This window comes from Vibrio sp. GLN_1 (assembly GCF_043106015.1).
Taxonomy (GTDB): Bacteria; Pseudomonadota; Gammaproteobacteria; order Enterobacterales; family Vibrionaceae; genus Vibrio; species Vibrio parahaemolyticus.
Window position 1 is genome coordinate 51648 of record NZ_JBICMD010000014.1, and the last position, 23915, is coordinate 75562.

A 23915-nucleotide genomic window follows, 5' to 3' on the forward strand; every position below is an offset into this window, starting at 1 on the left:
TTTTCATCATTCGACGCGATTAATATGCTAAAGATGGTCGGATTTTTTTCGTTTTAAGACGTTTGAAAACAACAAAGCTCAGCAATGTGCTGAGCTTTGTGTTCGATTGATTTGGCGGTGACGCTCTACTCTGGTGACGTCATTTTCCGCTCACTGAGTTGTTTCACTATCGCTTGCTTTAACGCCTGAATCTGTCCATCGATACTGGCGTCAATAATGCCGACTTCGGTTTCCAGTATGCAGCCACCGTTTTTGAGGCGCGCATCGGCAACCACATCGACATAACCCACTTCAGGAAAATCACTCAAAACGCCAGCAACTTTCTCTCTCACGTCAACCACTTGCTCAGGATGAACGTGTAAGATCACTTGCTTTTGATTACTCACCAATTGCAGCGCTTCTCTGACCACGCTGATCGTGGTGTCAACGTCATCAAATGTGTCGATGATTTTACGCACTGCGTCTAAGACGACGTTCGTCATTTTGTGCTCAACTTGCAGGTAATATTCATTGCAGCGAGCCAAAGTAGCGACCATCGCCTGCGCATTTTCTATTTTCGCCTGCTCCAAACCATCTTGATAGCCGCGCTGCTTTTCGGTTTCATACGCTTGCTGCGCTTTAGCAATGATGCTGTCGGCTTTCGAATTCGCCGCTTCAACCAAATGTTGCGAATCGAGATAACTAACGTAATCCTTGGCTTTGAGCACCTTTAAACCTGGCGCTAACTGCAAGTTGTCGGTTTTTATTTCAACAAATGAAACCATTGGGGAATAACCTGTTTTGCGATTTTTTTGGTGAGTCGGTACGCGAGATCACGCTGCTCTTCAACGAGCCAAGAGGTGTTTTCTTTCACTTGGCTAAGTGATTGATCGAGCTTGAACTGCCAACGGAGCAAAATATCGTGAGAAGAGCTCGCTAAGATAAACTTCATCCATGCGTAGCCCTGTTTGAGCATATGACGTTCAACTTCGTCTTCTTTCATCATGTCTGGTAGCGCTTTTTGCCAACCTTTCGGCCATTGTGACAACAACATCGGCCCTTGCTGAATAAGAAAACGGGCGATATCCAAACCAAACACGTTGTTCAAACACTGCTTGGGCTTTTTAAGTACCACTTGGCGCATCGCAAAACTGTGCAACGCCCCGCCAATGGTGAGCATTAACGTACTGAGCGCATCAGGAGGAAGCAGAGCCAAGCTATGGTGTGGCTTGTTAAAAGCCGTTTCTGGAACAGGCGCAAGCGCCCACTCTTCTAAACACCAAAGGTTGAAGTTTGGGTTATCTCGCCAGCCATCTAAATTAAGAAGCCAAGGCTGTTTTGGCACGATCCAGTTTTGCTCTAGGTACTGACATGGGCAGTAGTTGAACTGATGCAGTACCTGAGCCATCGGTGTTTCAGGTTTAACCACGCTTTGCGCTCCTGCGACACCACGTGAACGTCGCGACATTCGAGCCAATCAATAGCAGTACCATAAACACTAAAATCCCGATGAGATGGTTCGCCGTTTCTTTGGTAACTTGCACCGACAAAATACTTTTAAATTGGTTGCTTTGAGTCGTCACTCGCACCTCCGAAGATGGCACCATCACGACGCTAATGCGGTCGTAATTCAGCCCTTCAATACTGTTGTTCACCAACAATTTGATTTGAGGCACGTAAGAGTCCAACGCTACATCGGCAGCATGTTTAATAAACACCGATGCCGAAGCAGGAGTCGGACGCTCGCCTGGGCGAAGATCTTGGTCTTCGAGTACCACGTGGACTCGCGCCACCAGCACACCATCAATTTGCGATAGCGTTGATGACAACTCTTGCGATTTTGCGTAAACCAAACGCGCTCTTTCCGCCAGTGGCGAGGAGATTAAATCGTCTTTCGGAAACACTTCTTTTAACGTCGAGAACTGCTCTCGTGGGTAGCCTTTGCGTTTTAATGCATCAACGGCAAACGCGATTTGCGAGCTATCGACCATCAATTTTACTTTGTTGTCTTTGTCCGGTTCTTTGGTCGCCACCACGCCTTCCGATAACAAGATCGACAGCATTTCGTTGCCTTCTTTTTGGCTCACATTGGTGTAAAGCTCGGTTTGGCAACCCACCAAAAACAGCGCCAATACAAGGCAAAGCGCGCGCATTTTATTTTTCATCATTACTGCGCCTTCAAAAGCGTTTCGACATTCTGTGTGGTTTTACCCACGGTTTTCGCGATCAACTCTTCTTGAAACGTGATTCGCGTTAACGCCCACTGCATTTGCAACAGTTGCGCTGGATCGTCACCGACCATTTTCATGCTGTCTTGTAGACTGCTTTTCGCGTTATCGATGGTGTTTTTTAGTTCGCTGATGTTTTCTAGCAAACCGCCTTCTAAACCGTTGTTCCCCTCCGGAATAGACATGGCTTGTTCAAAACGCTCACTCAGCCCGTCTTCGACTTGAGCATCTTGCAACTTCTCAAGGTTGGTTTGCATCACCTCGGTGTACTGTGTATTGATCATGTGTACTCCTACGACAAATCTAACTTATGGCTGTGAGTCATGATGTTCTTCACCATCGCGTTTTTTTGGATAACAAAACTCAGCTCTTCACGTACTAAATCGACTGTTGATGTCATCTCTGGCAAAGACTTTAGCTCTGCCCAACAATGCCAAAGCGCTTGTTCTTTCTGAGCGCCAAGTGGGAAGCTTTGCGCAAGCATCGCTTTTAATGCTGCTCTGTCTGTTGGCGGCTCAGCCATTAACTGGCCTGCAAAATCTCCGAGCAACTCTTGTTTCAGAACGCTCAATAATTCCGGAACGGCATCATCCGTTCCTTTGGCGCTTTTCGCCTGATGAAAGGCGTACCACAGCGCTTCTTTTTGCGTTTGAGGATCAGAAAAAACGTCCTTTAACGAAGAAAGCACGCTTTGTTTAGAGACAGTCTCTGCTTCCTTGATCGACGCATACCAATCTTTAATTGCGTTGAGTTTCTCTTCTACTTTTGTCAGCGTGTCTTTGGGAGCTGGGCGAGAAACTTCGGCCGTAGTTTCTCGCGTCATAAGCTCGCTCATTCGCTTCGCATCGTCGCGTTCATAGTGACGAACATCGGTTGAATGAGCGGGCGTTTGTCCGACAAAGCTAGGGTCGACTCTCATCCAAGATTCCTAATGTCTTGGGTGAAGCTCGCCGCAAAAGCTTGGCTTTCTTCGCTGCCTTGAGCTGCCAGTTCCATCCAACGTTCAGCTTGGCTTAGTAACCCTGCTTTTGCAGCCGCTAGCGCCGCCAAACTGATTAGGTCAGGATACGCGGTGCAAAGTGGCTCAAGTAATCGATGTGCCTCTTCGTAAGCGCCTTTGTTCATCAGGCTCATCGCACGAATCATGACTACGACTTCTTCAGAGTTCGAAGTCTCCTCAAGGCAATCAGCAATCGTATTGGCCTCTTGATGACGATGCATCCCCGTCGCCATCAAAGCAATTTCAGCCAACAGCTGGCGTAATTCTCGTTCCATGCATTACACCTTCTGCAGGATCGACTGCATCACATCTTTGATCGCACGAGTGGTGGTTGCGTTGATGTTGTATACCACCGACCATTTGTTGATAGCGTGCTGAAGTTCAGCCAGCTTAGATGGATCGTCCGCGTTGGTTTCTAGATTTTTAATTGCATCAGTGACGGATTTGTTCGCGTCTTTCGCTTGTTGCTCAAGTTTCGTTTTAACGTCATCGAGGTTTACACTGTTGGTCGCATCGTAAAATGACATAGGATTTCCCTTTATTTTTGGTTAGCTTCGTATGCTTCAATCACAACCTGTGCCGCTGTGTATGCTTCATACTGTTTTAGTAGCAATTGATACTGCTGCGGAGGACATCCCAAGTCCAACTGACGCTTTACCGCTGCCTGTGCTTGTAAGAGCTTGCTCTTAATGTTTTGCACTTCAATGCCACTTAGGTCGTTATTTAGAATCTGTTCAAGATTTGTCATGGTTTTTCTCGCCTTCGTATCCAAGTTCAATAGTGATAACGCGCCCGCCTTTCACCAGCTCAATCCCTGCTGGCGTTACGCTGGATATGCGATAACCCTGCGGAGTGCGAGCCCCTACCATGTAGCGAACGTTATCGGTAAGAATAACGTACGGCACTTGGCCAAAATTAACGCTACGAAACGGGAAGTCGATGTCCGTGCCTTTGCTGACTTTGGGAATCGATTTCAAAACCAGATACGGCTTTTCACCATACTGCTCACGAAAATCCCGAGTCACGCCGTAAAAGCGTGTGGTTTCGATGTCGTCTAATTCACCACGTACTTCAATGCGGTCACCACTTGTCACTAATTGAACTTTTTTAAGCAGCTCCGCGTTGGTGAGCAGCTCTTTTAATGTGTCCATGTACGCGCCTGCACGCTGCAGTTCGACTTTCCAAGCGACCAAACCGGGTACATCGCGTTCTAAAATTTGTTCGACTTGGTTCCATTTGCTGGCGTCATCGATGTAGCCCGTCAGCAGCAACGTGCCAGTTTCATCCCCGTTCTCGACTTTCACTTGGTGATAGCCAAGGTTACGAAGAATAAAGCGCACGCCTCTGCGGATTTCTTCCATCGTTCTTAGGTCACTTTTGTAGTTAATACCCAGAACATCGATTCTTCCCAGCAGTTGCAGTTTCTGCGTTCTGTCTTCGACATAACCTTCTAAAACCGCTTGATGAGCAGTAGCGTTCCACTCCACACGCACATCATTAAGCCCAAGCTCATTTAAAATATTGCGTACCAACACAATCGGTTCGGCTTCTGCCACAACTTCACTGTCATTGCCATTGGCTTGGCTGTACCACATGCCAGCGAATATCGCGCTTGGTATCGCGCTGCACAGCACGGCTATCAGTGCGGTTCTTTTCCAGCTTGTGCTTTGCGCAGTAACGACTGGTGCATCTTGTTTGGTTTGAGCATCCGTAACGTTGGTGACGATCAGCTCGTCTTCAACGTAACCCAGTGCAAATTTCACCACGCCAACAGAGATCACCGCGTGGCGCTCTAGCTCGATGCCCGATTCACCAACCGCTCGGTTTTCACCGTTGATGGTTACGTCCTGACATCCACGCAACATCACCGATTCACTGTCACACACTAAAGTGAAGTGATTGGCTTCTACGCCAGCATCCGATAACACAAGGTCTGCGATAAAGTCGTCGCTACCTAAAACCAATGCGCCTTCTGGCAGTGTGACTTCAACCCCGGAATGCACGCCGGATAAAATACGAATTTTCCATTGCTGCATTTCGGTTATGGCTCCTCTGAAGGGCGAACACATTCGGCCTGTGAAAGGTCACATTCCGCCACTTTTACTCGCCAGCCTACTTGCCCTGATGGCAATTGACATTGAGTTAGCAGCGAGGACTTTTGCTGTGACAGTAAGTCTTGCTGGTAACGTTCTGCCTGCGTTTTTGACGTACAGCTGAATACTTCAACAACCGATTTAAATTCTGCGCTATTGTTCGAGATATTGTTGAGCTGGCCAATACTCGGGCGCAAATCATGCTCATTACCTATCAGCACGCTGTCGCCAATGCCATCAACCACGATTCTCGGCTCGATAATGAACATGCGAACTGTTCGGCGCGTTGTGTTGGTATTACTGCGGAACAAAGCACCTAGATAAGGAATATCGCCCAACAGTGGGACTTTACGTAGCTGATGGCTAACTTCGTCTCGGTATACGCCACCAATGAGTAAGCTTTGCCCTTGTTTTACCGTCGCTAACGTACTGATTTCGGTTTTACGTACCGATGGGAGGTCATCCACACCACCATCTGGGATCTTTGCGCCATCTTCTAAGTGAAGGCTCAAGTTGACCTCTGGTCGCGTCGCGAATCTGTCGCCGACGATACGAGGCACAATGCGCAACAAGGTGCCATACGTCACTTCTTCCAAAGCCGCCGTCTCTTTGCCAACCAATTTGACGTAAAACGTGCTGCTGTTGTTTAGCACCGCTTCGACGTTTTCTTGCGTGAGCAGCGTTGGTCTGGAAACGACTTGCGCACTGCCTTTCGATTCCAATAAACGAATTTGTGCCAACAAGTAGTTCAAGTTGGTCGAATCCAACAAGGACTTGAAACTCTGACCACTGCCCAATGTGACATCGCCGTTATCAACGTCGCCGGTTGTTTTGATGTCGACAATGCGGTTGTTTCCAACCGATACACCCGCACGCCAATCCACACCGAGCTGACGTAAATCGTTTGCGCTGATGTCCACAATAGATAACGCAACCTCGATACGAGATTGTGGCTGATCGAGTTGAGCGACCAGCTTGCGATATAACGGCAGTCTTGCTTGGGTATCGCGAATGATGATCGCATTCAGCCCCGGCTCCGCTTCTACGGTTGCACCGCCGTGCACAGACGCAGTTTTGCCACGAGGTTTCGCTGCTTCTGCGGGTAATCCATTTACAGACGATGTTTGTACAGACGCAGAATCTGTAATTTGAGTTTGAACACCGCCAACCACACGGCTCAATACCGAAGCAATCCCCGGAACGGTAATGCTTTGGTCGCGATACGAGATACTTCTGTCCGTTGCTGAGGCATATTTAAGCGGAATGAGTTCCACAAACAGCTCATCCGTCGAGTTGGACTTTTGCAGCAATCGGCTCTCTAACGCTTCTGCGGTTTGCACCACCAACTCAACGTAACGTGGCGGCCCAGCTAGATAGACCAGCCCTTTATTTTCGGCAGCGCGCCAACCATAACGAGCATCCCAAACACCGGTTGAAATCAAGGTACTGCGAAGCTCGCGCGCTGTAAGCAGTTCCAATTGCAGCAATCGGGAGCGCGTTTCTGTCGCTTTGTAAACGTGCAGTACTGCGCCATCGAAGTACCACATCAAGTTATAAACTTGCGCTAGGTAGTCGAGAAACTCCGCTGGATCTTCTGGCGTGAATCGACCACTCACTCGGTCATTTACTTTGTCGCTCACCGACACCGATACTCGGTAGTTGGCACCAAAGTTGTTAAGCAGATCTTTCAGCGAATCGTTATCGGCATAGTAACGAAACGGTTGTTCTGGCCAATTGAGCTCTGTCGCTTGTACAGAAAACATCGGAACGACACACAGTGCGCACAATGTCATTTTGGCGGCAATGCGCCCTATTTTTGGCATGAGAGTTCGCATTACGGTAACCACACATGATGACTGATGGTGTGATTAACACGCTCGTGTTCAAGCAATTCCATGTAGCGTTCACACACGTTGGCATGTTGCGCAAGAAGTTCTGCAAACTGCTCATTTGAAGTGTTTTCTATCATCGCTTTGCCTTGCAAAATCAATTGTTGATCAGCGTTTGTGGTGAGCACGCTTGGCGTATCTCGAAGCGTTTTTAGTGATAGCTGCATACAACGTTTTAATGCTTGTTCTTTCTGGTAATCGAGATGTTCATTGAATCGAAGTGGTAAGGCAGTTTCCCATAAGATCCATGATGAGTGCTGTTTGATTGTCAGTGTTAACTGGTCTACTTCGATGGTGTAAGCGCCATTTTCTCCGGCAATAAAAGGCCCTATCCCTAGCGTTTCCGCTAGAGATTTCATCATTTTATCTAACATATACTGCCCTATTTAAATCTGGCTGAGATGGTTACAAGCCTGACCGCATTGGCCACTTTGAATATCAAAATAGTAGTGATCAACATCGCCAACGATCTGCATGTCTTTAAACCATTGCCACACTTTAGCAACGGCATTGAGGTCGTTATAAACCACGTCACATGCATCCCAGACTTCATTGAGATCCGGTGCTTGTAAACGAGCCTCAGAGCACCACGTTTTCCAATCAGAGATGAACATATCCGTCGTTGAAGGGTAGTCCGCCAGTTCTTTCAAGTTGCTTAACGATGGTTGCCACTTATCGACCAACACTTTATGAGATTCAATTACTTGTGACTGCTGCTCGTTCAGTGTATTTAGCTGCGCTTTTAACTGCGTTTGCTGGCTCTCAATCAACGCAAGTTGTTGTTCGACAAAAATCGCGCTGGAGTCTTCACCCGATAACTTCGACCAGTACTCTTTTTGAATATCCAGCTGATTCATCAGTTGTTCCACTTTGACCGAGGCGTGCAACGCACTTTGGTCGGTTTGTCGATGAATCCACTCGGTCAACGCCAAGTAACAACAAAGGATCAGCGTTTTTGGCGTGGCCAAATTAAAACGAAAACCCAATCGAGAGTTGATGTATTCGAGCCTCTGCTCAAAGGTCGCCACTCGTTGATTGTCACTTAACTGAGCGCCAATTTCTAAAAACAGACGCATGGCAAAACGGTCAATCGATGTGCCTAGTCTCAAATACGTTTTCACCAATTGGCTGGCGCACAAACTGTCCACCACACTTCTGTCCAACAAGCGTTGCAACAACGATAACTGGTCGTCATTCAGCACACCTTCACTCAACAGCTGTCGGTGATTCACGTGGACAACATTGAGATCCTGTGATGGCTGAGACGCACTCTCATATCGTGCTCCTCTTTGCAAAACAGTGACTTTCCTTTGCGTCACAATGCTGTCAGGAAAAAGCGAACGGCGTCGCCAATGCTGCTTTTTCATTTGTGTTCTTCTCCGCATCCCTTTCGAACACTCCAGAATGAAAGGGATGTAATAAATTTGAATTATTCGTTCTTACGCTGAACATAATAGAATTTTATGTCCGTCGGTGACTTTCAAAATTAGTCAGAAAATTTTAGTCATAAGTCATTTCAATTCGCGATGGCGACTTGCTCATCACCGGAACGGACCTTACTTGGCGTAGTGCCAAAGCGACGTCGATAACTTTGAGTAAAGTAAGATTGGCTGGAAAATCCCGCTTCCATTGCCACGTCGACAATGCTCATTTTGCTCGTCAGCAAAAGCTTGTGTGCGTGCAATAAGCGACGCTCACTGATCCAAGCTCTTGGAGAGATGCCATAGTGCTCATTAAAAAGCTCTTTAAAGGTTGTGAGACTGGCACCAAATTCTTGAGCATAATCCGTCAGTTTCCACTCTTTCAAATAGTGCTGTTCCATAAAGCGGCGTAAGCGGTCTGAGGTTCGGTTAGTTTGCTGCGATAGCAAGGCATAGAGGACTTCACCCCCTTGACTGTGCAGCAATAGAATCAGCATTTCTTCGTACTTCAAACGCATGATGGCGTCTGGGTACGACTGCTCCTCCAGCGTTTTCATGCCGGAAAGCACTTGCTCAATGAGAATGTTCAAACCAAAAGAAAACAAACCCGAGTTGAGTTTGTCCACTTTTGGCAACGTCATGAGAAGATCGCTGTGTTTTTGCAGTAATTGGCTTACTAGCTCATTGTCGAATTCAATGATAGATGAGTGATAATTCCCACCCTGTGGTGAGTACTCTAACAAGTAGTCACCTTGAGAGAGAAATACCCCACTCCCGGCAACGACATCTATGGTGCAATCGCCAGTTTGAACTCGTAATTGACCATTGTGAACGACAACAATATGAGATTGGTCTGAGTGAAATACTTCGTCATGTTTTTCGTAGTGAGAAAAACTGCGAATTTTTCGCAAGCTAGAGCCGACCGTTTCTGTGTTTAGTTGGCCTGACACATCCATTTTCTACCCTTCATAATTTTTAATTTCTCTCGTGTGTAAAAGAGAAACTGTCAAAGCACTACTTTGTTTGTTGTTATTTCCTAAGCAGTACAATTTCAATTAAAGAAGCAAAGAAAAGAGCATAGAAGTTCATATCACTTACCATACCCCCCGAAATAAATAGCGAATAGCTCAGAAACTGCCATTCCTTCGAGGAATTAAGCAGCCTAAGCTCAAATACAGGCTTCTGAATGAGTAGTTTTTTTATTTTCAGATAGCGCTTTTACTTTCTTACAAGTCTATTTTTATTAAATAACGTTATGCTATTTAAACTCTGACTTTGTTTTTATATTAGAATAAATTAAATTACTAATATGATAATGAAAATTAGGAAAACCACATTTCCAAAACCTTCAAATTGTTTGTTTTTTAATCCAAAACGCCAAGCCAACGTGTTCAAGGCGTAGGATATAATCATAAATCACACGCTTGTGGCAATAGTTATTAATATAATTTCCAACTGTCCCGATGACTCATTTTTCGCAATTTTATTTATAAAAACGCTCAACAATTCTTTCACATTGAATTGGCTATTTCTATTCACATTTAATAAATTAGATAGCGCTAATTAAATGTAACCGATTACTTTTTTGTTTCTATTTCTATAGGAAAAAGTCTTAAATCCACTTTCTGACTTCCTTCTCTGAATATATATTTCTGCTCATTTTGGGCGATAATTTGACCTTGAGAATAGAGTTTCCCTATCACTTTCATTTCTCCTTTCCCAGCTTGAATTGGCGCAATAAGAAAAGAATATTGAACTGGTAACTGAACACCTTGATATTGCTGAGAAGCAACAGTAAAGCATTGATTTTCAAAAGCCTGACACATCTCCACCTCTATATAGGTCGAAACTGGAGGATGGTATCCTTCGACAGAAATCCACCCATATACATTCGCTTGACTCTGAACGGAAAATGGCTGTGCAGTCCCCACGGATTGAGCGCATCCAGTCAATAACATTAAACCGATAAGACCGGCCCACTTACTGCTTTTCATTTAGGCTCCCATAAATTATTTTTATCGTCTTATTATGATTTATTTTTACACAACTTCTTATGTGTACGTTTAAATTTTCGGCTTATATTTATTCTACAGATGGACAGCAATAACGTTCCACGTACAACACGTAATTAACATAGTATTTAATTTTTAAGATAACACAATTCTAATTCTTCATCGCTTGTCGATATAAACCAAAATCTCACCATAATAGAATTTAATAACCGTTAATCTTTATATGCACCAGCACTCATTTGTAAGATTAGAAGCAAGGTGTCAATTCTGGGTTTCCGGCCAAAATATAATAACTAACAACCAAAATTGATAAACACATCCCACGATATCGAATATGTTTCCCGATAAAATTCTCAAAAGGACTGTTTCTATGTCAGCACGCCAAACTATCGATGAGGTTTTACAGAAGTTTGCTCATCAAATAGGCTTGCCTGAACTGCATTTGACGGACAATGAACTAAGCTTAGCTTTTGATGATCACTTGAAGGTTCATTTCATCTTTCATCCAGAAACGAATACGCTGCAGCTGGAAGCGGAAATTGTTGGATTACAAATTGTCAATTCTGATCTTTATCGTTCTTTTTTGGCGTTCAATTACCATTGGCCAGAACACCAATTATTTTTCAGTTTAGATAATCATAGGCACGTACTGTGTTTGAATAAACTGATTGGCATCGAGCAATTGGATTATGAATATTTTGAAAATGCGTTGGCGGAATTGTTGACGCAAAGCGAGTCATGGGAATCGTTGCTATCTGCTCACGTAGTGGCCGAAGAGACGCCTGCTATGCCTCAAAGTTTAGATTTGAGAGTTTAGGTGTCTTATGTCCAATGACATCCAATCTGCACGCAACAGCCAACCCATTCACGGATTGGAGCAAGTAGAACAACGTGAACTTGTGCCACAAGGAACGTTTCAAGGTCGCAAAGTGACCCTACTCTCTTCATCAGAAAACAAACAGGCACGCATGAGCTCAAAGCGAGAACTGAGCGAATGTTTAAACCAGTTCGCGAGCCTTGAATCTTGCAATCAAGTGTTGGATTTTGAAAAGCCAACTGGATTTGAGAAGCAAAGCGCTGCTATCGAAAAGCTTTTTGAGCGAAAGATAGATGTGATTGCTCGAAGCGAAAAGTAAACACAAGTTATCACTCACGCACACTCCCTTCTGTGGTTTAATGAATGCCAATAAAAAACCCCGACAATTCGGGGTTTTGAGTTCGTATTTAACTTAAGATATCAAGCTTAGAAAAAGCCTAACGGGTCAATGCTGTAGCTAATCAGTAAGTTCTTAGTATTCTGGTAGTGATCCAGCATCATCTTGTGCGTTTCACGCCCGATCCCCGATTTCTTGTAGCCACCAAACGCTGCGTGTGCAGGGTAAGCGTGATAACAGTTGATCCAAATTCGACCAGCTTCAATATTACGGCCCATGCGATATGCCACGTTTGCATCACGCGTCCAAACACCTGCACCTAAGCCATACTCCGTGTCGTTCGCAATTTCCAGTGCTTCCGCTTCATCTTTGAACTTAGTGATAGCAATCACTGGGCCAAAGATTTCTTCTTGGAAGATTCGCATCTTGTTGTGGCCTTCCAGCATTGTTGGCTGAATGTAGTACCCTTGACTGATTGACTCTGGCTGTTCTGATACACCGCCACCAAAAACCACTCTTGCGCCTTCTTCACGGCCGATTTCTAGGTAACTTAAAATCTTATCAAACTGTTCTTGAGAAGCCTGAGCACCAACTTGAGTATCGGTATCGAGCGGGTTACCTTGCTTGATTAACTGCGCACGTTCCGTCAATTTCTCTACGAACTTATCGTAAATCGCTTCATGAACCAGCACACGAGATGGACAGGTACAAACTTCGCCTTGGTTGAAGAAACCAAGTAACGTACCTTCAATACACTTATCGAGATACTCATCTTCGTAGTCGAAAATATCTGAGAAGTAGATGTTTGGAGATTTACCACCCAACTCAACTGTCGATGGGATCAAGTTGTCTGCCGCACATTTTAGAATGTGATTGCCAACTTGTGTTGAGCCCGTAAACGCGAGTTTTGCAATGCGGTTGCTGGTTGCTAACGCTTGGCCTGCTTCTGAACCAAAGCCGTTTACAACGTTGATGACGCCCGGAGGAAGTAGATCTCCGATTTTTTCCATCAAAACCAAAATCGACGTTGGCGTTTGCTCTGCTGGCTTCAATACCACACAACAACCCGCCGCAAGTGCCGGTGCCAGTTTCCAAGCCGCCATGAGCATTGGGAAGTTCCAAGGGATGATTTGACCAACTACGCCAATCGGCTCTGGGAAGTGATAGCTTGCCGTGTGCTCATCCAGCTCCGCTGCACTGCCTTCTTGTGCGCGAATACAACCCGCAAAGTAACGGAAATGATCCACCACTAAAGGCAAGTCCGCCGCCAAGGTTTCACGAACTGGTTTGCCGTTTTCCCATGTTTCTGCAACCGCAAGTTCTTCTAAATGCTGTTCAATACGGTCTGCGATTTTCAGCAAGATGTTCGAACGTTCGGTCACACTGGTTTTCGCCCACTTTGCTTTGATGTTGTGTGCTGCATCCAATGCTAAGTTGATATCTGCCTCGCCAGAACGGGCAACTTTACAATACGCTTGCCCGTTGATTGGTGAGATATTGTCAAAGTACTCACCACCCGTTGGTTTTACCCATTCCCCACCGATAAAATTATCGTAATACGATTTGAAATTAACGATGGCATTTTCACTACCTGGCTGTGCATAGATCATAACTCTTCCTTTTGTTTCTCGTTCATTAACGACAGTGTCGTATCGCACTGTTCACAAAGAGCATTACGCAAGTCACACGCCAACTACGCCACACTTGTTGTTAATTAAATGTAAAACTATGATTACCAAGCGATAACAAACCAAGTGAGCGATGTTTGAGCGGATGTATGGTGTGAACACCAATGTTCAAGTGTTCCAAAATGGAACACCCTCACTGTGACAAAATGGTACAGTCATGGAACTTCAACACATTAGCGATAACAACTGGCTTTCTACGTCATGGATCCGAAGTGAACAGGCGGGTTTAAAACAGCGTCGACGCCCTGAAGATATTCGAGTGACACCAGCGACACTTCAAGATAGGCGTCACCAACTCAACTTCTTATTGGAAACCGTCACCCAGTTTGCTCTCCCGTTGTTTAATCAGCTTTTTGCTCACAGTGACAGCCGCTTAATTCTGACGGATGCCGACGGCGTCATCATCGGCAGTTGGGGGCAACCTAAGTTCCGCGAAAAGTTGACCGAAATAGCGCTTAGTTCGGGGGCGTGTTGGCAAGAAAAGGTCAAAGGCACCAACGCGATTGGGACTGCGATAATTGAAGCAAAACCGGTCTCTGTCATCGGCGATCAACACTTTATCCAACACCATCGTTTTATTAGCTGCTCGGCCAATCCTATTTTCGATCATCTTGGTCATTTGATTGGCGTATTAGATATCACCAGCGAGCAAAAGAAACATGACTTCTCAACGCAGGTGCTGGTACAAAACATGGTGCAGCAGGTTGAAAATCAATTGCTTAACTTGATTCCACAAGGGCATATTCGTGTGGATTTGGCGTGTGAGAAAGGCTTACTGAACAGTGGGTGGCAAGGGATTATCATCGCCAATGAAGATGGACAGATTCTTGCGCACAACCAAGTTGCTTCTCAGCTCCTCTCGCAACAAAACGTCATCGGGCAATCGCTCGACGACATTCTTTCTATCCAGAGTGCCGACCATCCTTTCGTGTTCAAAACAAAGCCGCTGACCGACAAAAAAGTGAAGTCTCGTTCCGTTACCGCTTCCAATGATCTGCATTATGGTGATTCCACTGTCGAGCATTGCTGGCAACAAGCCAATCGAGTTATCGATAAAGACATCAGTTTACTGATTCTCGGAGAAACTGGGGTTGGTAAAAATGAGTTTGTAAAAGCGCTACATAAAAACAGCCAGAGAAAAACTGGCCCTTTGGTTTCCGTCAACTGTGGCGCACTACCGAAAGATTTGGTTGAGTCCGAATTGTTTGGCTACGTAGCTGGTGCATTTACTGGCGCAAACAGCAAAGGCTATCAGGGGAAAATTCGTCAGGCTCATAAAGGGATTTTATTTCTGGATGAAATCGCCGACTTACCGTTAGAAGCTCAAAGCCGCTTGCTTCATGTGCTTCAAGATAAGACTGTACTTCCCGTTGGTTCAAACCAAAGTGTTCAAGTCGATACGCAAATCATCGCGGCCACGCATAAGGATCTCGATAGCTTGGTTAGCGAAGGATTGTTCCGTCAAGATTTATACTATCGCCTCAATGGTTTGATCATCGAATTGCCTCGCTTTGAAGAACGAGATGATAAGCAACAACTGATCGCGAATATCCATCGACGTCATGCTGAATCTGAACAACAACTCTGTCCTCACCTACTTTCTCTGCTGCTTTCTTACTCTTGGCCAGGAAACCTGCGAGAACTCGATAGTTTAATCAAAGTATCCGCGTTAATGGCGCAAGGTGAAGAAACGTTGGAGCTCGCTCACGTACCGACTCACCTGAGTAAGAAGCTCAGCCAAGCTCAAGACGTAACAACCGCTGCAGAGCCAACATTAAAACTGCGTGCAACCGTCGAAGACAAACTGCTTAAAACATATCAAGCAAATCAGGGCAACATCAGTAAAACCTCTCGTATGCTTGGCGTGAGTCGAAATACGATTTATAGAAAGCTGAAAAGCCTCGGCATATTGGGTTAATCCATAACCTCAGATACAAAAAGAGCACCTTTGCGGTGCTCTTTCTATTTGAAACCTAGCTTACAGGCCGCCTTGTTGCTGCGCCTGTTTTACTAATGCCTGACGTTGAGTTTCCTTCTCAGAGATCACTTGGTTGTCCTTGTGTATTTCCTGATCCAATTCTGCCGGAATGAAAACAAAGTACTTGTTAAGAGTCATCTTAGAACCTCAATTTGTTGTGTTAATCACCTTCTTGGTCAACATAAACAACACCAGAAAAACACGTTTTACTGGATCCTTGTTGCTGGTTTCAAAAAATAAAGGATGTTCATTTATTAAACATCCTCCATGTGGGCGCTAATTATAGGCGTAGTTCAAAGGCTTACCTAGCACTCTTTGTCGCCTTTCTTGCAACCTTAGTTTCATTCTCAAAACTGATGTAATCACACATATTAAATAAAGTATTGTTAAACAAAGAAAAGTGATTTTTGATTCTATAAATCAACAGGATGAGAAGCACTTCCCATGCACCTTATAAAATTAAGGTAGGCGACGTTTCAAATTACAAATTCATGCAAAACAGTCACTAGCCTGTGAAGTAAAATTCTTTTGACGTGATAATCAAATAAGCTCATATCTCTGCAACTTCATCCACAAATTTGTCTACTAGTTCAATATTTCACCTTTTTTGAGAAATCTTTAGCCACTTTTTTGGGTGAAAATGCCAAGAAAGGAAGACAATTTAAGTGTGGAATATAACCACACTTGTCTATCCCCACTCAGCTTTGGGAGGCGTTTATGAAAAGTAACAAACTTGGCCATGTGATGTCTTTCAGCAGAATGTTTTCCTTCATTGCGTTTTTGACGGCCACATTCGCATGGATTCTCAGCATGTATGCCCTATTCACTGTTTCTGTAGTGGCTCTTGTGGTCAGCGCAATTCTCTACCTCAAAGACAGATTCTATCAAAACAAGAAAACGACCACAGAAAAGAGCGCCTAGGCGCTCTTTATGTTTCCTAAAGCCAAACACAAAAAAGGATGCCACTTAGGCATCCTTTTATATTCAGTCGGTCTACTTAAAACAATTACACGTCGTAAGTTGTAGACGCTGTGTTGCCGCCTGTACCCGTCCAGTTAGTGTGGAAGAATTCACCACGCTCACGGTCGATACGCTCGTAAGTGTGAGCACCGAAGTAGTCACGTTGAGCTTGCAGTAGGTTCGCAGGTAGACGAGCTGTTGTGTAGCCGTCTAGGAACGTTAGTGCAGAAGTCGTACATGGCATTGGGATGCCTGCTTCCAGAGACTTAGCTGCAACTTTGCGCCATGCTACTAGGCTGTTTTGTAGGATACCTTTGAAGTAATCATCAGAGCCTAGGAATGCTAGATCTGGGTTTGCTTCGTATGCATCACGGATGTTGCCTAGGAACGCAGAACGGATGATACAACCACCACGCCACATAAGAGCAACGTTACCGTAGTTTAGGTCCCAGCCGTTCTCGTTTGATGCTTCGCGCATTAGCATAAAGCCTTGAGCGTAAGAGATGATCTTAGACGCTAGTAGCGCTTGACGTAGTGCGTCAACCCACTCTTGCTTGTCACCTTCTACTGGCGTGATTGTCTTACCGAACAGTTTCTCAGCTTCAACACGTTGATCTTTTAGTGCAGATAGGCAACGAGAGAATACTGACTCAGAGATAAGCGTTAGTGGAATACCTAGGTCTAGTGCGTTGATACCCGTCCATTTACCTGTACCTTTTTGGCCAGCAGTGTCTAGGATTTTTTCAACTAGAGGTTCACCATCTTCGTCTTTGTAGCCAAGGATGTCAGCCGTGATTTCAACTAGGTAGCTATTTAGCTCAGTGTTGTTCCACTCAGCGAATACCGCTTGCATTTCATCTGCAGACATACCAAGACCGTCTTTCATGAACTGGTAAGCTTCAGTGATCAGCTGCATGTCGCCATATTCGATGCCGTTGTGAACCATCTTCACGAAGTGACCTGCACCATCGTTACCAACCCAATCACAACAAGGCTCGCCAGCGTCAGTTTTTGCAGAAATGCCTTGGAAGATAGGCTTAACTGCCTCCCAAGCTTCTGGAGCGCCGCCAGGCATGATAGATGGGCCAAAACGTGCACCTTCTTCACCACCAGATACGCCGGTACCGATGAAGTGGATGCCTTTTTCGCGTAGTGCTGCAACGCGACGGTTTGTATCTGGGTAGTTCGTGTTACCACCGTCGATGATGATGTCGCCTTTGTCTAGTAGAGGGACTAGAGCGTCGATGAATTTATCGACAACGTCACCTGCGCGAACCATTAGCATCACTTTACGTGGCGTTTCTAGCTTCTCTACTAGTTCTTCTAGAGAGTATGCACCGATGATGTTCGTGCCTTTCGCTGGTCCTTCCAGAAACTCGTCTACTTTGGCAGCAGTACGGTTGTGAGCTACCACTTTAAAACCGTGGTCGTTCATGTTTAGGATAAGGTTTTGACCCATTACTGCTAGGCCAATTACACCGATATCACCTTTCATTGTTTCTCTCCAATTGTCTTTCATTGACGAGCAAGCGCATTAAGCGATTTTTGCTGCTGCGTCCAAATCTAAATACCATTCCGTCAGACCCGCTTTTGCATGGATCTTCGCCGCCGGATATGGAAGTACGTTAGCTGGTGAACTGTTGATTTCTTCAACAATGTCCGCTTTACCCGCGCCAAGTACTAAATAACTAATGCGTTTCGCTGCTTCTAATACGCGTGCGGTTTTCGACACACGAAGTTGGCCCGACTCAGGATGCGCAGCTACAAGAGACAGGTTCGCATCATCATAATTCGTTTGGCCAGGGAACAGAGAAGCTGTGTGACCATCTGCACCAACGCCTAATAAGATCCAGTCAAACACAGGTGTTCCGTTTTCAGTCGGGATCACCTCTGCCATCTCTTTTGCAAAGCGCTCTGCTTCTGCTTTAGGCTCATCTTCGCCGCGGATACGGTGAATGTTTTCCGCAGGAATATTTACTTGGCTAAACAGCAATGTGTTTGCTTCACCGTAGTTACTTTCTGCATCATCAGGTGCCACGCAGCGTTCATCACCCCACCAGAAGTGAAGGTTTTGCCACTGAATCGAAGTTGCGTAAGCCTCAGAAGCCAACAGTTTAAACAGCATTTTAGGAGTGCTGCCGCCAGAAAGAGAGATGTGAACAGGTCGGCCCATTTCGCTGAACGCTTTCATGTCGTTAGCTAGGCTTTCTACTACCTGCTCCGCAGTTTGATAGATCTTATGGTTGATCATAGTTCACAGTAGTCCGTATCTGTTAGGTTTTTACATGGGAAACGCCAAGCGCGGTTGTCACGCTGAAGCAAGTCATCAGACTCTTTAGGACCCCATGTACCACATGCGTATCCGAAGAGTGATTGAGGATCTTGTTTGAAGTCTAAAATTGGCTGAACGTACTGCCAACATGCTTCAACTGCATCGCTACGTGCAAATAGCGTAGCGTCGCCATTTAGAGCATCAAGTAGAAGACGCTCGTATGCAGTTAGCATTTGAGTCTCTTGCAGGTCTGCGTAGTGGAAGTTCATTTTCACTTCCTTCGCTTTAAAGCCTGCGCCTGGTTCTTTCAAACCGAAGCTCATCTGGATGCCTTCGTCTGGCTGAATCCGAATGATCAGTTTGTTTTCTGGCGCATTTTGGCCAAACACTGGGTGCGGTGTTTGTTTAAAGTGAATAACCACTTCAGTAACGCGAGTCGGAAGACGCTTGCCAGTGCGTACATAGAAAGGTACACCATTCCAACGCCAGTTGTTGATGTAAGCTTTTAGCCCAATGTACGTCTCAGTACGAGAATCGTCCGCTACGCCGTTTTCTTCACGGTAACCCGGAAGGTGTTGGCCACGCACGTCTGATGCAGTGTACTGACCAAGTACAAGATCGTTACGTAGTGCTGTTTCATCCAGTGGTTTTAGGCATTGAAGCACTTTCACCACTTCATCACGCATTGAATCTGCGTTGATTTGTGCTGGTGGTTCCATACCGACCATTGCCAATACTTGTAGCAAGTGGTTTTGGAACATGTCGCGTACAGCGCCAGAGTTGTCGTAGTAACCACCACGCTCTTCTACGCCTAGGAATTCAGCGCCTGTGATTTCCACGTAATCAATGAAGTTACGATTCCAAAGCGGTTCAAACATCGCGTTAGAGAAACGGAAAACAAGTAGGTTTTGAACCGTCTCTTTACCTAGATAATGGTCGATACGGTAGATTTGATGTTCTTGGAAGTGCTCGTGAATCTCTTTATCCAACGTGCGTGCTGACTCAAGGTCGTAACCGAACGGTTTCTCGATGATCAGACGTTTCCAGCCATCTTCCTCGTTGTTCAAACCATGTGCTGCAAGGCTTGCAGGGATCACACTGTATAGGCTTGGAGGTGTAGCTAGGTAGAAAAGCGTATTACGTTGTTCGAATTGATATTCGTCGGCAAGTTGGTCTAAACGTGTTGCCAGCTTGCTGTAATCTTGCGTGTCAGAAGTGTTAATTGCTTGGTAATGCAGATGGTTGATAAATGCATCAAGCGTTTCTGGCTCGGTTTCTTCCATTTCTTGAAGCGATTTTTTCAGCTTCTCGCGGTAGGACTCGTCACTGTATTCAGTACGACTTACGCCAAGAATGGCAAAACTCTCTGGAAGCTGCTTGTTCGCATAAAGGTGGTATAAAGCAGGAATGAGCTTACGATATGTAAGGTCACCTGAAGCACCAAAAATAACGATGCTGCTGTTTTCTGGTATTACCATCATCTTTCCCTTAAAAACGAGGTACTTATTGTGTGCCCGGATACGGCTAAAGGATGAGCCAACCCTATCAATGACACTCAAAAATAGAAAATTGGTCTTACCTATTACGTTGATAGGTAAAGTCTATAGGCCCAAAGAACCTCAAGAAGTTGCGCTCCTAATCATCAGAAACACGACGTTTTGAGGCCATTTAGGTCACTTATGTCTTAAGAGCACAACCTTGCGCTCAGTGGAGGAAAGTCCGACACGGGGCAGTATTGTCTACGACTATTTGATTTACATCAACACTTGGCTGTGCAAACGTTTAAATAACTTACTTAAAACGTCATAAATGTTTGTATTTTATGGATAAAAAAAGTAACACTTAAGTTAGTTAAAATTTAAGCAAAAACTCTAATTCGAACAAAAATCACCCACACTTGCGATCCATTACATAATAAGTGTGAAATAAACCAAATCTATTTCCTCTGTGCAAATGTGTTAATCCGATTTGTTTTCATGGGACGAATCACTACTACGCCCTCATCTGTCAAAAACAACTTCATCAACCTTTTCTTTTAAAGATTATTTTTAGCTGATACAAAAAAGCGGTGACTAAAAATCACCGCTTTAACTGTTTTATACGCTCAAAATACGATCTGGGCTCACGCTTTGTTACCGTATCACTTTTTTATAACAACGTTCCGGACGCCCAACCGTGCCGTAGTTTAGATCCGCTTCTAGTTCACCCGAGCTGATCAAATATTCCAAATAACGTCTTGCCGTGGTTCGGCTAGCGCCAATCTTTTCTCCCGCTTCATCAGCCGTTAGCGCGGCTTCCCCAACAAACAAGTCGCGAATTTTATCGAGCGTTACGCTATCTATCCCTTTAGGCAAGCGTTTAGGGCAACTGTCCGTCCCTGTATTTGATTGCAACATGCGGTCAACCAAACCTTGATCGAGGCTTTTCGCGACATCCAGCTGTTGGCGCTGAGTGATGTATTTTTTAAGTGCCGCTTCCAAGCGTGGGAACATGACGGGTTTTAACAGATAATCCACCACACCTCCGCGCATCGCTTGCTGTAGTGTGTCGACATCCCGAGCCGCGGTAATCAAAATTACATCACAAGTTTGATTGTTTGAGCGCAGCGTATTTAGTATCTCTAACCCTGTACCATCCGGCAGATAAACATCCATCAAAAGCAGATCTGGCTTGAGCACTTCGAGCTGCATTTCCGCTTCTAATCGCGTCGTTGCAATGCCAACCACATCCAACCCTGCCAATTGGCTCAGGTATTTGTGGTGTAATTCAGCAATGGCAATGTCATCTTCAATGATCATCACTCGCGTTGCCATGTTCATACTTGTTCTTCCTTTGGCAAATACACGGTTATTCGCGTTCCATATTCTGTGTTTGGTAGCATTTCAACATGCCCGTGATAGCGGGTCGCTAATTGGTTCACTAGGTGCAAACCTACCCCTCTATTTTGTCGAGATTTTGTCGAAATGCCTTTTTTGAAAAGGGTTTGAGGTTCAATGTTCTCTGGCAACCCACATCCGTGATCGCTGACTTCTAAAATCACTTCGTTGCCGTAATCGCTAACCGAGACTTCGATGTTTCGACGCTCTGATGCAACGTTGGATTCATTGCGAATAACGCTCAAAGTCGCATCAAACGCATTGTCGATCAAGTTGCCTAAAATGGTGACCAGATCTTCCGAATTTAACCATTCAGAAAGCGGCTCCAAGCGACTGCCCTCCTCAACCACCAGCTGCAAACCCAGTTCTCGTGCTCGCTCTGTTTTGCCCAACAACATACCCGCAATAAGCGGATCTTTTATGGTATCTCGCAAAAACTCAATCATGGCTTGATAATGGGCGGTTTCTTGCCCGATGAGCTTTTGTACAGCCTCAAGCTCACCCATTTGTACTAAGCCACTGATCGTATTGAGCTTGTTTCTATGCTCGTGAGTTTGAGAACGCAACAAGTCTGCATATTCTTTGGTTTGCGAGAGCTGCTCCGTAAGCTCATTGATCTCGTCGCGCAAACGAAAACTTGATACTGCCCCGACAATCTTTCCTTCCACAAAGATGGGTGAGCGGTTCGCAATTAACCGCTTATGATTAAGGAAAATTTCAATGTCGTGATCTTCTTGACCCGTTTCAAGAACGGTATATAAGTCGCTGTCGCGTAATGTATCCGTAAGCGGTTTGTTGAGCGCATTATCTCTATCAATGCCGAGAATCTGGCAAGCACTGCGGTTGATGGAACGAAGCACACCTTGTGCGTCAATGCTGAGTACACCTTCTTTGATAGTACTCATGGTGACTTCCAGTTCACCATACAGACGGCCGATCTCTTCTGGTTCGAAGCCTAAAATCGCGCGCTGGAATTTTCGAGACGCGTAATTGGACACCACGGCATTTGCCACCACTACGACGACAACCATCAAAATTAAAAAAGCGAGGAATGGCTCAATGCGATCTTGGAGCCTGTCGAGCAAATACCCCACCGACACCACACCAATGATGTTACCTTGTGTGTCGAATATCGCCGCTTTACCGCGGACGGAATAGCCCAAAGAACCACGCGCTGTAGACACATAGGATTGACCTTCGACCAGAGCTCGTTGGTTGTCGCCCCCTTTCATTGGCTTACCAATTCGCTCATCTACCGGATGAATTAAGCGCACGCCTTGGTTATCCCCAATCACAATAAAGGCTGCACCAATCGCTTTGGTGAGCGCACGAAAGGACTCTTGATAAGGTTCTGGCTGCTGAGCTTCCACCATCTCAATGACGATTTCAGACTCTGCAAGGAAACGGGCAACACCGAGTGCCTTTTCACCCATTTCGTGTTCTTGATTGACTTTGAGGTAGGTAAAACCTGCGGCGACGAGCAGAAGTAACTCGATCAAGCCCGAGAGCGTCATAATGACCAGCATGCGCTTTCTAAAGCTGATGGTTCTCCAACTCATGGTACATCCTTACCGTTAACCCACTTCCACGTCACTGTGGTGTTGTTCTAAGTTAACATCGAGTTAACAGCAAGGCTTAGATCAGATGATAAATCTGTGAACACGGCAAACAAAGCGTGACTTTTATGGTGAATTAATAGGCGGCGTGAAACATAAAATTACATCCATTCATCAGGCACAACATTCCTTGCTGATATTCAATGGCATACATAAATTGCCCTTTAAAGCATGATTACGATCACACCAAATTTAGCGGTTTTTGAGGCACATTTAGACTTTCCATCGTATAATTTTTAGTCAAGAAGCCACAAAGAGCATCTTATAAGAAAGCAGTGAAGCTGGAAGTCTATTATTAGCTCAACATTGAAGTCAGGCAATTTGGAAATAACTTAATAAAAATACAAATACTGACTATATGACAAACACTTAGACACCATCTGCAAACTGGAAAACTATAAACAGAGGTGAATTTATAGTTTAGAAGGAACACCAAACATGGAACGCGATACATTTGGAATTTGCCTGAATAAGGCTATGCTGTCAGAGAATATGTATTCAACTTTTACACACGTCAGGGCTTATGAAAAAAACGGAGGTAATGCTTCGGATCTCAAGGTGTTACTCTCGTTTCCTCAAATGAGCGGTAAAGATTTGTTGAACACGATGCGTGGTTCTCGCCAACTAGAATGGCGAGCGGAATTCCACTGCCCTCGTATGAAATAAACTCTTAACAACCTCGCGCTCAGTGATTGGCGATGCTGAGCACTGATTTACCCTTAATTCTTCCTTTCAACCACTTAACAGCG

25 protein-coding genes and 1 pseudogene are annotated in these 23915 nt (G+C 45.2%); 5 read left to right on the plus strand and 21 right to left on the minus strand.

From position 1 onward, the window contains the following. Nucleotides 1-125: 125 nt before the first annotated feature. From vscL to ACF8OV_RS05245, 14 genes and pseudogenes are all read right to left on the minus strand, one after another. On the minus strand, nt 126-764 hold the full coding sequence (vscL, locus tag ACF8OV_RS05180) for a SctL family type III secretion system stator protein VscL (protein WP_203502554.1): 639 nt from the start codon (nt 762-764) through the stop codon (nt 126-128). After that, entirely contained in the window at nt 743-1408 is a 666-nt protein-coding gene (vscK, locus tag ACF8OV_RS05185; protein WP_021448596.1) for a SctK family type III secretion system sorting platform protein VscK, read from the minus strand. Before vscK ends, vscL begins: the two co-directional genes overlap by 22 nt. Continuing rightward, a complete protein-coding gene (gene vscJ / locus ACF8OV_RS05190) occupies nt 1401-2147 on the minus strand; it encodes a SctJ family type III secretion inner membrane ring lipoprotein Vsc (protein WP_005500485.1) in 747 nt (248 codons plus the stop codon). Before vscJ ends, vscK begins: the two co-directional genes overlap by 8 nt. Then, nucleotides 2147-2491 (minus strand): SctI family type III secretion system inner rod subunit VscI, encoded by a 345-nt coding sequence (gene vscI / locus ACF8OV_RS05195; protein ID WP_005464519.1) that lies wholly within the window; start codon nt 2489-2491, stop codon nt 2147-2149. The genes vscJ and vscI overlap by 1 nt, the downstream gene beginning before the upstream one ends. 8 nt (nt 2492-2499) lie before the next feature. After that, a complete protein-coding gene (vscH, locus tag ACF8OV_RS05200; RefSeq protein ID WP_021448598.1) occupies nt 2500-3126 on the minus strand; it encodes a YopR family T3SS polymerization control protein VscH in 627 nt (208 codons plus the stop codon). Beyond that, entirely contained in the window at nt 3123-3482 is a 360-nt protein-coding gene (vscG, locus tag ACF8OV_RS05205; RefSeq protein ID WP_005477707.1) for a YscG family type III secretion system chaperone VscG, read from the minus strand. Before vscG ends, vscH begins: the two co-directional genes overlap by 4 nt. A gap of 3 nt (nt 3483-3485) precedes the next feature. Next, nucleotides 3486-3734 (minus strand): type III secretion system needle filament protein VscF, encoded by a 249-nt coding sequence (gene vscF, locus ACF8OV_RS05210; RefSeq protein ID WP_005464566.1) that lies wholly within the window; start codon nt 3732-3734, stop codon nt 3486-3488. An 11-nt stretch (nt 3735-3745) separates the two neighbouring features. Then, the gene (locus tag ACF8OV_RS05215; RefSeq protein WP_015296814.1) at nt 3746-3955 is read right to left on the minus strand and encodes an EscE/YscE/SsaE family type III secretion system needle protein co-chaperone; all 210 of its coding nucleotides are present in this window, start codon (nt 3953-3955) and stop codon (nt 3746-3748) included. Next, the gene (vscD, locus tag ACF8OV_RS05220) at nt 3942-5243 is read right to left on the minus strand and encodes a SctD family type III secretion system inner membrane ring subunit VscD (protein WP_005477850.1); all 1302 of its coding nucleotides are present in this window, start codon (nt 5241-5243) and stop codon (nt 3942-3944) included. Before vscD ends, ACF8OV_RS05215 begins: the two co-directional genes overlap by 14 nt. Nucleotides 5244-5248: 5 nt before the next feature. Continuing rightward, nucleotides 5249-7042, minus strand: a pseudogene (vscC, locus tag ACF8OV_RS05225) (SctC family type III secretion system outer membrane ring subunit VscC); the annotation flags it as partial. 92 nt (nt 7043-7134) lie between these two features. Then, a complete protein-coding gene (gene vscB, locus ACF8OV_RS05230; RefSeq protein WP_025499828.1) occupies nt 7135-7563 on the minus strand; it encodes a YscB family type III secretion system chaperone VscB in 429 nt (142 codons plus the stop codon). Between the two features lie 12 nt (nt 7564-7575). Continuing rightward, nucleotides 7576-8574, minus strand: coding sequence for a type III secretion system regulon anti-activator ExsD (gene esxD, locus ACF8OV_RS05235; RefSeq protein WP_203502578.1), 999 nt, complete (start codon nt 8572-8574; stop codon nt 7576-7578). Nucleotides 8575-8705: 131 nt separating this feature from the next. Then, a complete protein-coding gene (gene exsA / locus ACF8OV_RS05240) occupies nt 8706-9566 on the minus strand; it encodes a type III secretion system transcriptional regulator ExsA (RefSeq protein ID WP_005464548.1) in 861 nt (286 codons plus the stop codon). A 621-nt stretch (nt 9567-10187) separates the two neighbouring features. Continuing rightward, complete coding sequence (locus ACF8OV_RS05245; RefSeq protein ID WP_025570191.1) at nt 10188-10604, minus strand: YscW family type III secretion system pilotin; 417 nt, start codon at nt 10602-10604, stop codon at nt 10188-10190. A 388-nt stretch (nt 10605-10992) separates the two neighbouring features. Between ACF8OV_RS05245 and exsC the strand changes: the two genes are divergently transcribed. Together exsC and exsE2 are read left to right on the plus strand one after the other, a co-directional pair. After that, complete coding sequence (exsC, locus tag ACF8OV_RS05250) at nt 10993-11439, plus strand: type III secretion system regulatory chaperone ExsC (protein WP_005464682.1); 447 nt, start codon at nt 10993-10995, stop codon at nt 11437-11439. A 7-nt stretch (nt 11440-11446) separates the two neighbouring features. After that, nucleotides 11447-11758 (plus strand): T3SS regulon translocated regulator ExsE2, encoded by a 312-nt coding sequence (exsE2, locus tag ACF8OV_RS05255; RefSeq protein ID WP_017448952.1) that lies wholly within the window; start codon nt 11447-11449, stop codon nt 11756-11758. 107 nt (nt 11759-11865) lie between these two features. Here the strand turns inward: exsE2 and ACF8OV_RS05260 are convergent, their stop codons facing one another. After that, nucleotides 11866-13386: an aldehyde dehydrogenase family protein gene (locus tag ACF8OV_RS05260; RefSeq protein ID WP_203502588.1), complete on the minus strand. Its 1521-nt coding sequence runs from the start codon at nt 13384-13386 to the stop codon at nt 11866-11868. A 235-nt stretch (nt 13387-13621) separates the two neighbouring features. On the opposite strand from ACF8OV_RS05260, the gene ACF8OV_RS05265 reads away from it, so the two are divergent. Next, nucleotides 13622-15382: a sigma-54-dependent Fis family transcriptional regulator gene (locus ACF8OV_RS05265; protein WP_069544048.1), complete on the plus strand. Its 1761-nt coding sequence runs from the start codon at nt 13622-13624 to the stop codon at nt 15380-15382. Between the two features lie 60 nt (nt 15383-15442). Here the strand turns inward: ACF8OV_RS05265 and ACF8OV_RS05270 are convergent, their stop codons facing one another. Continuing rightward, nucleotides 15443-15580, minus strand: a complete 138-nt coding sequence (locus tag ACF8OV_RS05270; protein WP_005464410.1) for a hypothetical protein — start codon at nt 15578-15580, stop codon at nt 15443-15445. 579 nt (nt 15581-16159) lie between these two features. Here ACF8OV_RS05270 and ACF8OV_RS05275 point away from each other — a divergent pair. Next, nucleotides 16160-16363, plus strand: a complete 204-nt coding sequence (locus tag ACF8OV_RS05275) for a hypothetical protein (RefSeq protein ID WP_005464314.1) — start codon at nt 16160-16162, stop codon at nt 16361-16363. Nucleotides 16364-16448: 85 nt separating this feature from the next. Here ACF8OV_RS05275 and gnd read toward each other — a convergent pair whose 3' ends face one another. From gnd to ACF8OV_RS05300, 5 genes are all read right to left on the minus strand, one after another. Further along, on the minus strand, nt 16449-17897 hold the full coding sequence (gnd, locus tag ACF8OV_RS05280) for a decarboxylating NADP(+)-dependent phosphogluconate dehydrogenase (RefSeq protein WP_020840555.1): 1449 nt from the start codon (nt 17895-17897) through the stop codon (nt 16449-16451). Between the two features lie 39 nt (nt 17898-17936). Next, complete coding sequence (gene pgl, locus ACF8OV_RS05285; RefSeq protein ID WP_017448949.1) at nt 17937-18653, minus strand: 6-phosphogluconolactonase; 717 nt, start codon at nt 18651-18653, stop codon at nt 17937-17939. Continuing rightward, a complete protein-coding gene (gene zwf / locus ACF8OV_RS05290) occupies nt 18650-20152 on the minus strand; it encodes a glucose-6-phosphate dehydrogenase (RefSeq protein WP_203502932.1) in 1503 nt (500 codons plus the stop codon). Before zwf ends, pgl begins: the two co-directional genes overlap by 4 nt. Nucleotides 20153-20806: 654 nt before the next feature. Beyond that, entirely contained in the window at nt 20807-21493 is a 687-nt protein-coding gene (locus tag ACF8OV_RS05295; protein WP_017448947.1) for a response regulator, read from the minus strand. Further along, on the minus strand, nt 21490-23109 hold the full coding sequence (locus ACF8OV_RS05300; RefSeq protein WP_203502590.1) for a sensor histidine kinase: 1620 nt from the start codon (nt 23107-23109) through the stop codon (nt 21490-21492). Before ACF8OV_RS05300 ends, ACF8OV_RS05295 begins: the two co-directional genes overlap by 4 nt. Before the next feature lie 495 nt (nt 23110-23604). Here ACF8OV_RS05300 and ACF8OV_RS05305 point away from each other — a divergent pair, with 495 nt between their 5' ends. Further along, nucleotides 23605-23832: a hypothetical protein gene (locus ACF8OV_RS05305; RefSeq protein ID WP_005500455.1), complete on the plus strand. Its 228-nt coding sequence runs from the start codon at nt 23605-23607 to the stop codon at nt 23830-23832. The last annotated feature ends 83 nt before the right edge of the window (nt 23833-23915 follow it).

Excerpts from the sequence above, each read along its gene's own strand:
- vscL (WP_203502554.1), bottom strand. The coding sequence starts at position 764 with ATGGTTTCATTTGTTGAAATAAAAACCGACAACTTGCAGTTAGCGCCA.
- vscJ (WP_005500485.1), bottom strand. The coding sequence starts at position 2,147 with ATGATGAAAAATAAAATGCGCGCGCTTTGCCTTGTATTGGCGCTGTTT.
- vscI (WP_005464519.1), bottom strand. The coding sequence starts at position 2,491 with ATGATCAATACACAGTACACCGAGGTGATGCAAACCAACCTTGAGAAG.
- vscH (WP_021448598.1), bottom strand. The coding sequence starts at position 3,126 with ATGAGAGTCGACCCTAGCTTTGTCGGACAAACGCCCGCTCATTCAACC.
- vscG (WP_005477707.1), bottom strand. The coding sequence starts at position 3,482 with ATGGAACGAGAATTACGCCAGCTGTTGGCTGAAATTGCTTTGATGGCG.
- vscF (WP_005464566.1), bottom strand. The coding sequence starts at position 3,734 with ATGTCATTTTACGATGCGACCAACAGTGTAAACCTCGATGACGTTAAA.
- ACF8OV_RS05215 (WP_015296814.1), bottom strand. The coding sequence starts at position 3,955 with ATGACAAATCTTGAACAGATTCTAAATAACGACCTAAGTGGCATTGAA.
- vscD (WP_005477850.1), bottom strand. The coding sequence starts at position 5,243 with ATGCAGCAATGGAAAATTCGTATTTTATCCGGCGTGCATTCCGGGGTT.
- vscB (WP_025499828.1), bottom strand. The coding sequence starts at position 7,563 with ATGTTAGATAAAATGATGAAATCTCTAGCGGAAACGCTAGGGATAGGG.
- esxD (WP_203502578.1), bottom strand. The coding sequence starts at position 8,574 with ATGCGGAGAAGAACACAAATGAAAAAGCAGCATTGGCGACGCCGTTCG.
- exsA (WP_005464548.1), bottom strand. The coding sequence starts at position 9,566 with ATGGATGTGTCAGGCCAACTAAACACAGAAACGGTCGGCTCTAGCTTG.
- ACF8OV_RS05245 (WP_025570191.1), bottom strand. The coding sequence starts at position 10,604 with ATGAAAAGCAGTAAGTGGGCCGGTCTTATCGGTTTAATGTTATTGACT.
- exsC (WP_005464682.1), top strand. The coding sequence starts at position 10,993 with ATGTCAGCACGCCAAACTATCGATGAGGTTTTACAGAAGTTTGCTCAT.
- exsE2 (WP_017448952.1), top strand. The coding sequence starts at position 11,447 with ATGTCCAATGACATCCAATCTGCACGCAACAGCCAACCCATTCACGGA.
- ACF8OV_RS05260 (WP_203502588.1), bottom strand. The coding sequence starts at position 13,386 with ATGATCTATGCACAGCCAGGTAGTGAAAATGCCATCGTTAATTTCAAA.
- ACF8OV_RS05265 (WP_069544048.1), top strand. The coding sequence starts at position 13,622 with ATGGAACTTCAACACATTAGCGATAACAACTGGCTTTCTACGTCATGG.
- ACF8OV_RS05270 (WP_005464410.1), bottom strand. The coding sequence starts at position 15,580 with ATGACTCTTAACAAGTACTTTGTTTTCATTCCGGCAGAATTGGATCAG.
- ACF8OV_RS05275 (WP_005464314.1), top strand. The coding sequence starts at position 16,160 with ATGAAAAGTAACAAACTTGGCCATGTGATGTCTTTCAGCAGAATGTTT.
- gnd (WP_020840555.1), bottom strand. The coding sequence starts at position 17,897 with ATGAAAGGTGATATCGGTGTAATTGGCCTAGCAGTAATGGGTCAAAAC.
- pgl (WP_017448949.1), bottom strand. The coding sequence starts at position 18,653 with ATGATCAACCATAAGATCTATCAAACTGCGGAGCAGGTAGTAGAAAGC.
- zwf (WP_203502932.1), bottom strand. The coding sequence starts at position 20,152 with ATGGTAATACCAGAAAACAGCAGCATCGTTATTTTTGGTGCTTCAGGT.
- ACF8OV_RS05295 (WP_017448947.1), bottom strand. The coding sequence starts at position 21,493 with ATGAACATGGCAACGCGAGTGATGATCATTGAAGATGACATTGCCATT.
- ACF8OV_RS05300 (WP_203502590.1), bottom strand. The coding sequence starts at position 23,109 with ATGAGTTGGAGAACCATCAGCTTTAGAAAGCGCATGCTGGTCATTATG.
- ACF8OV_RS05305 (WP_005500455.1), top strand. The coding sequence starts at position 23,605 with ATGGAACGCGATACATTTGGAATTTGCCTGAATAAGGCTATGCTGTCA.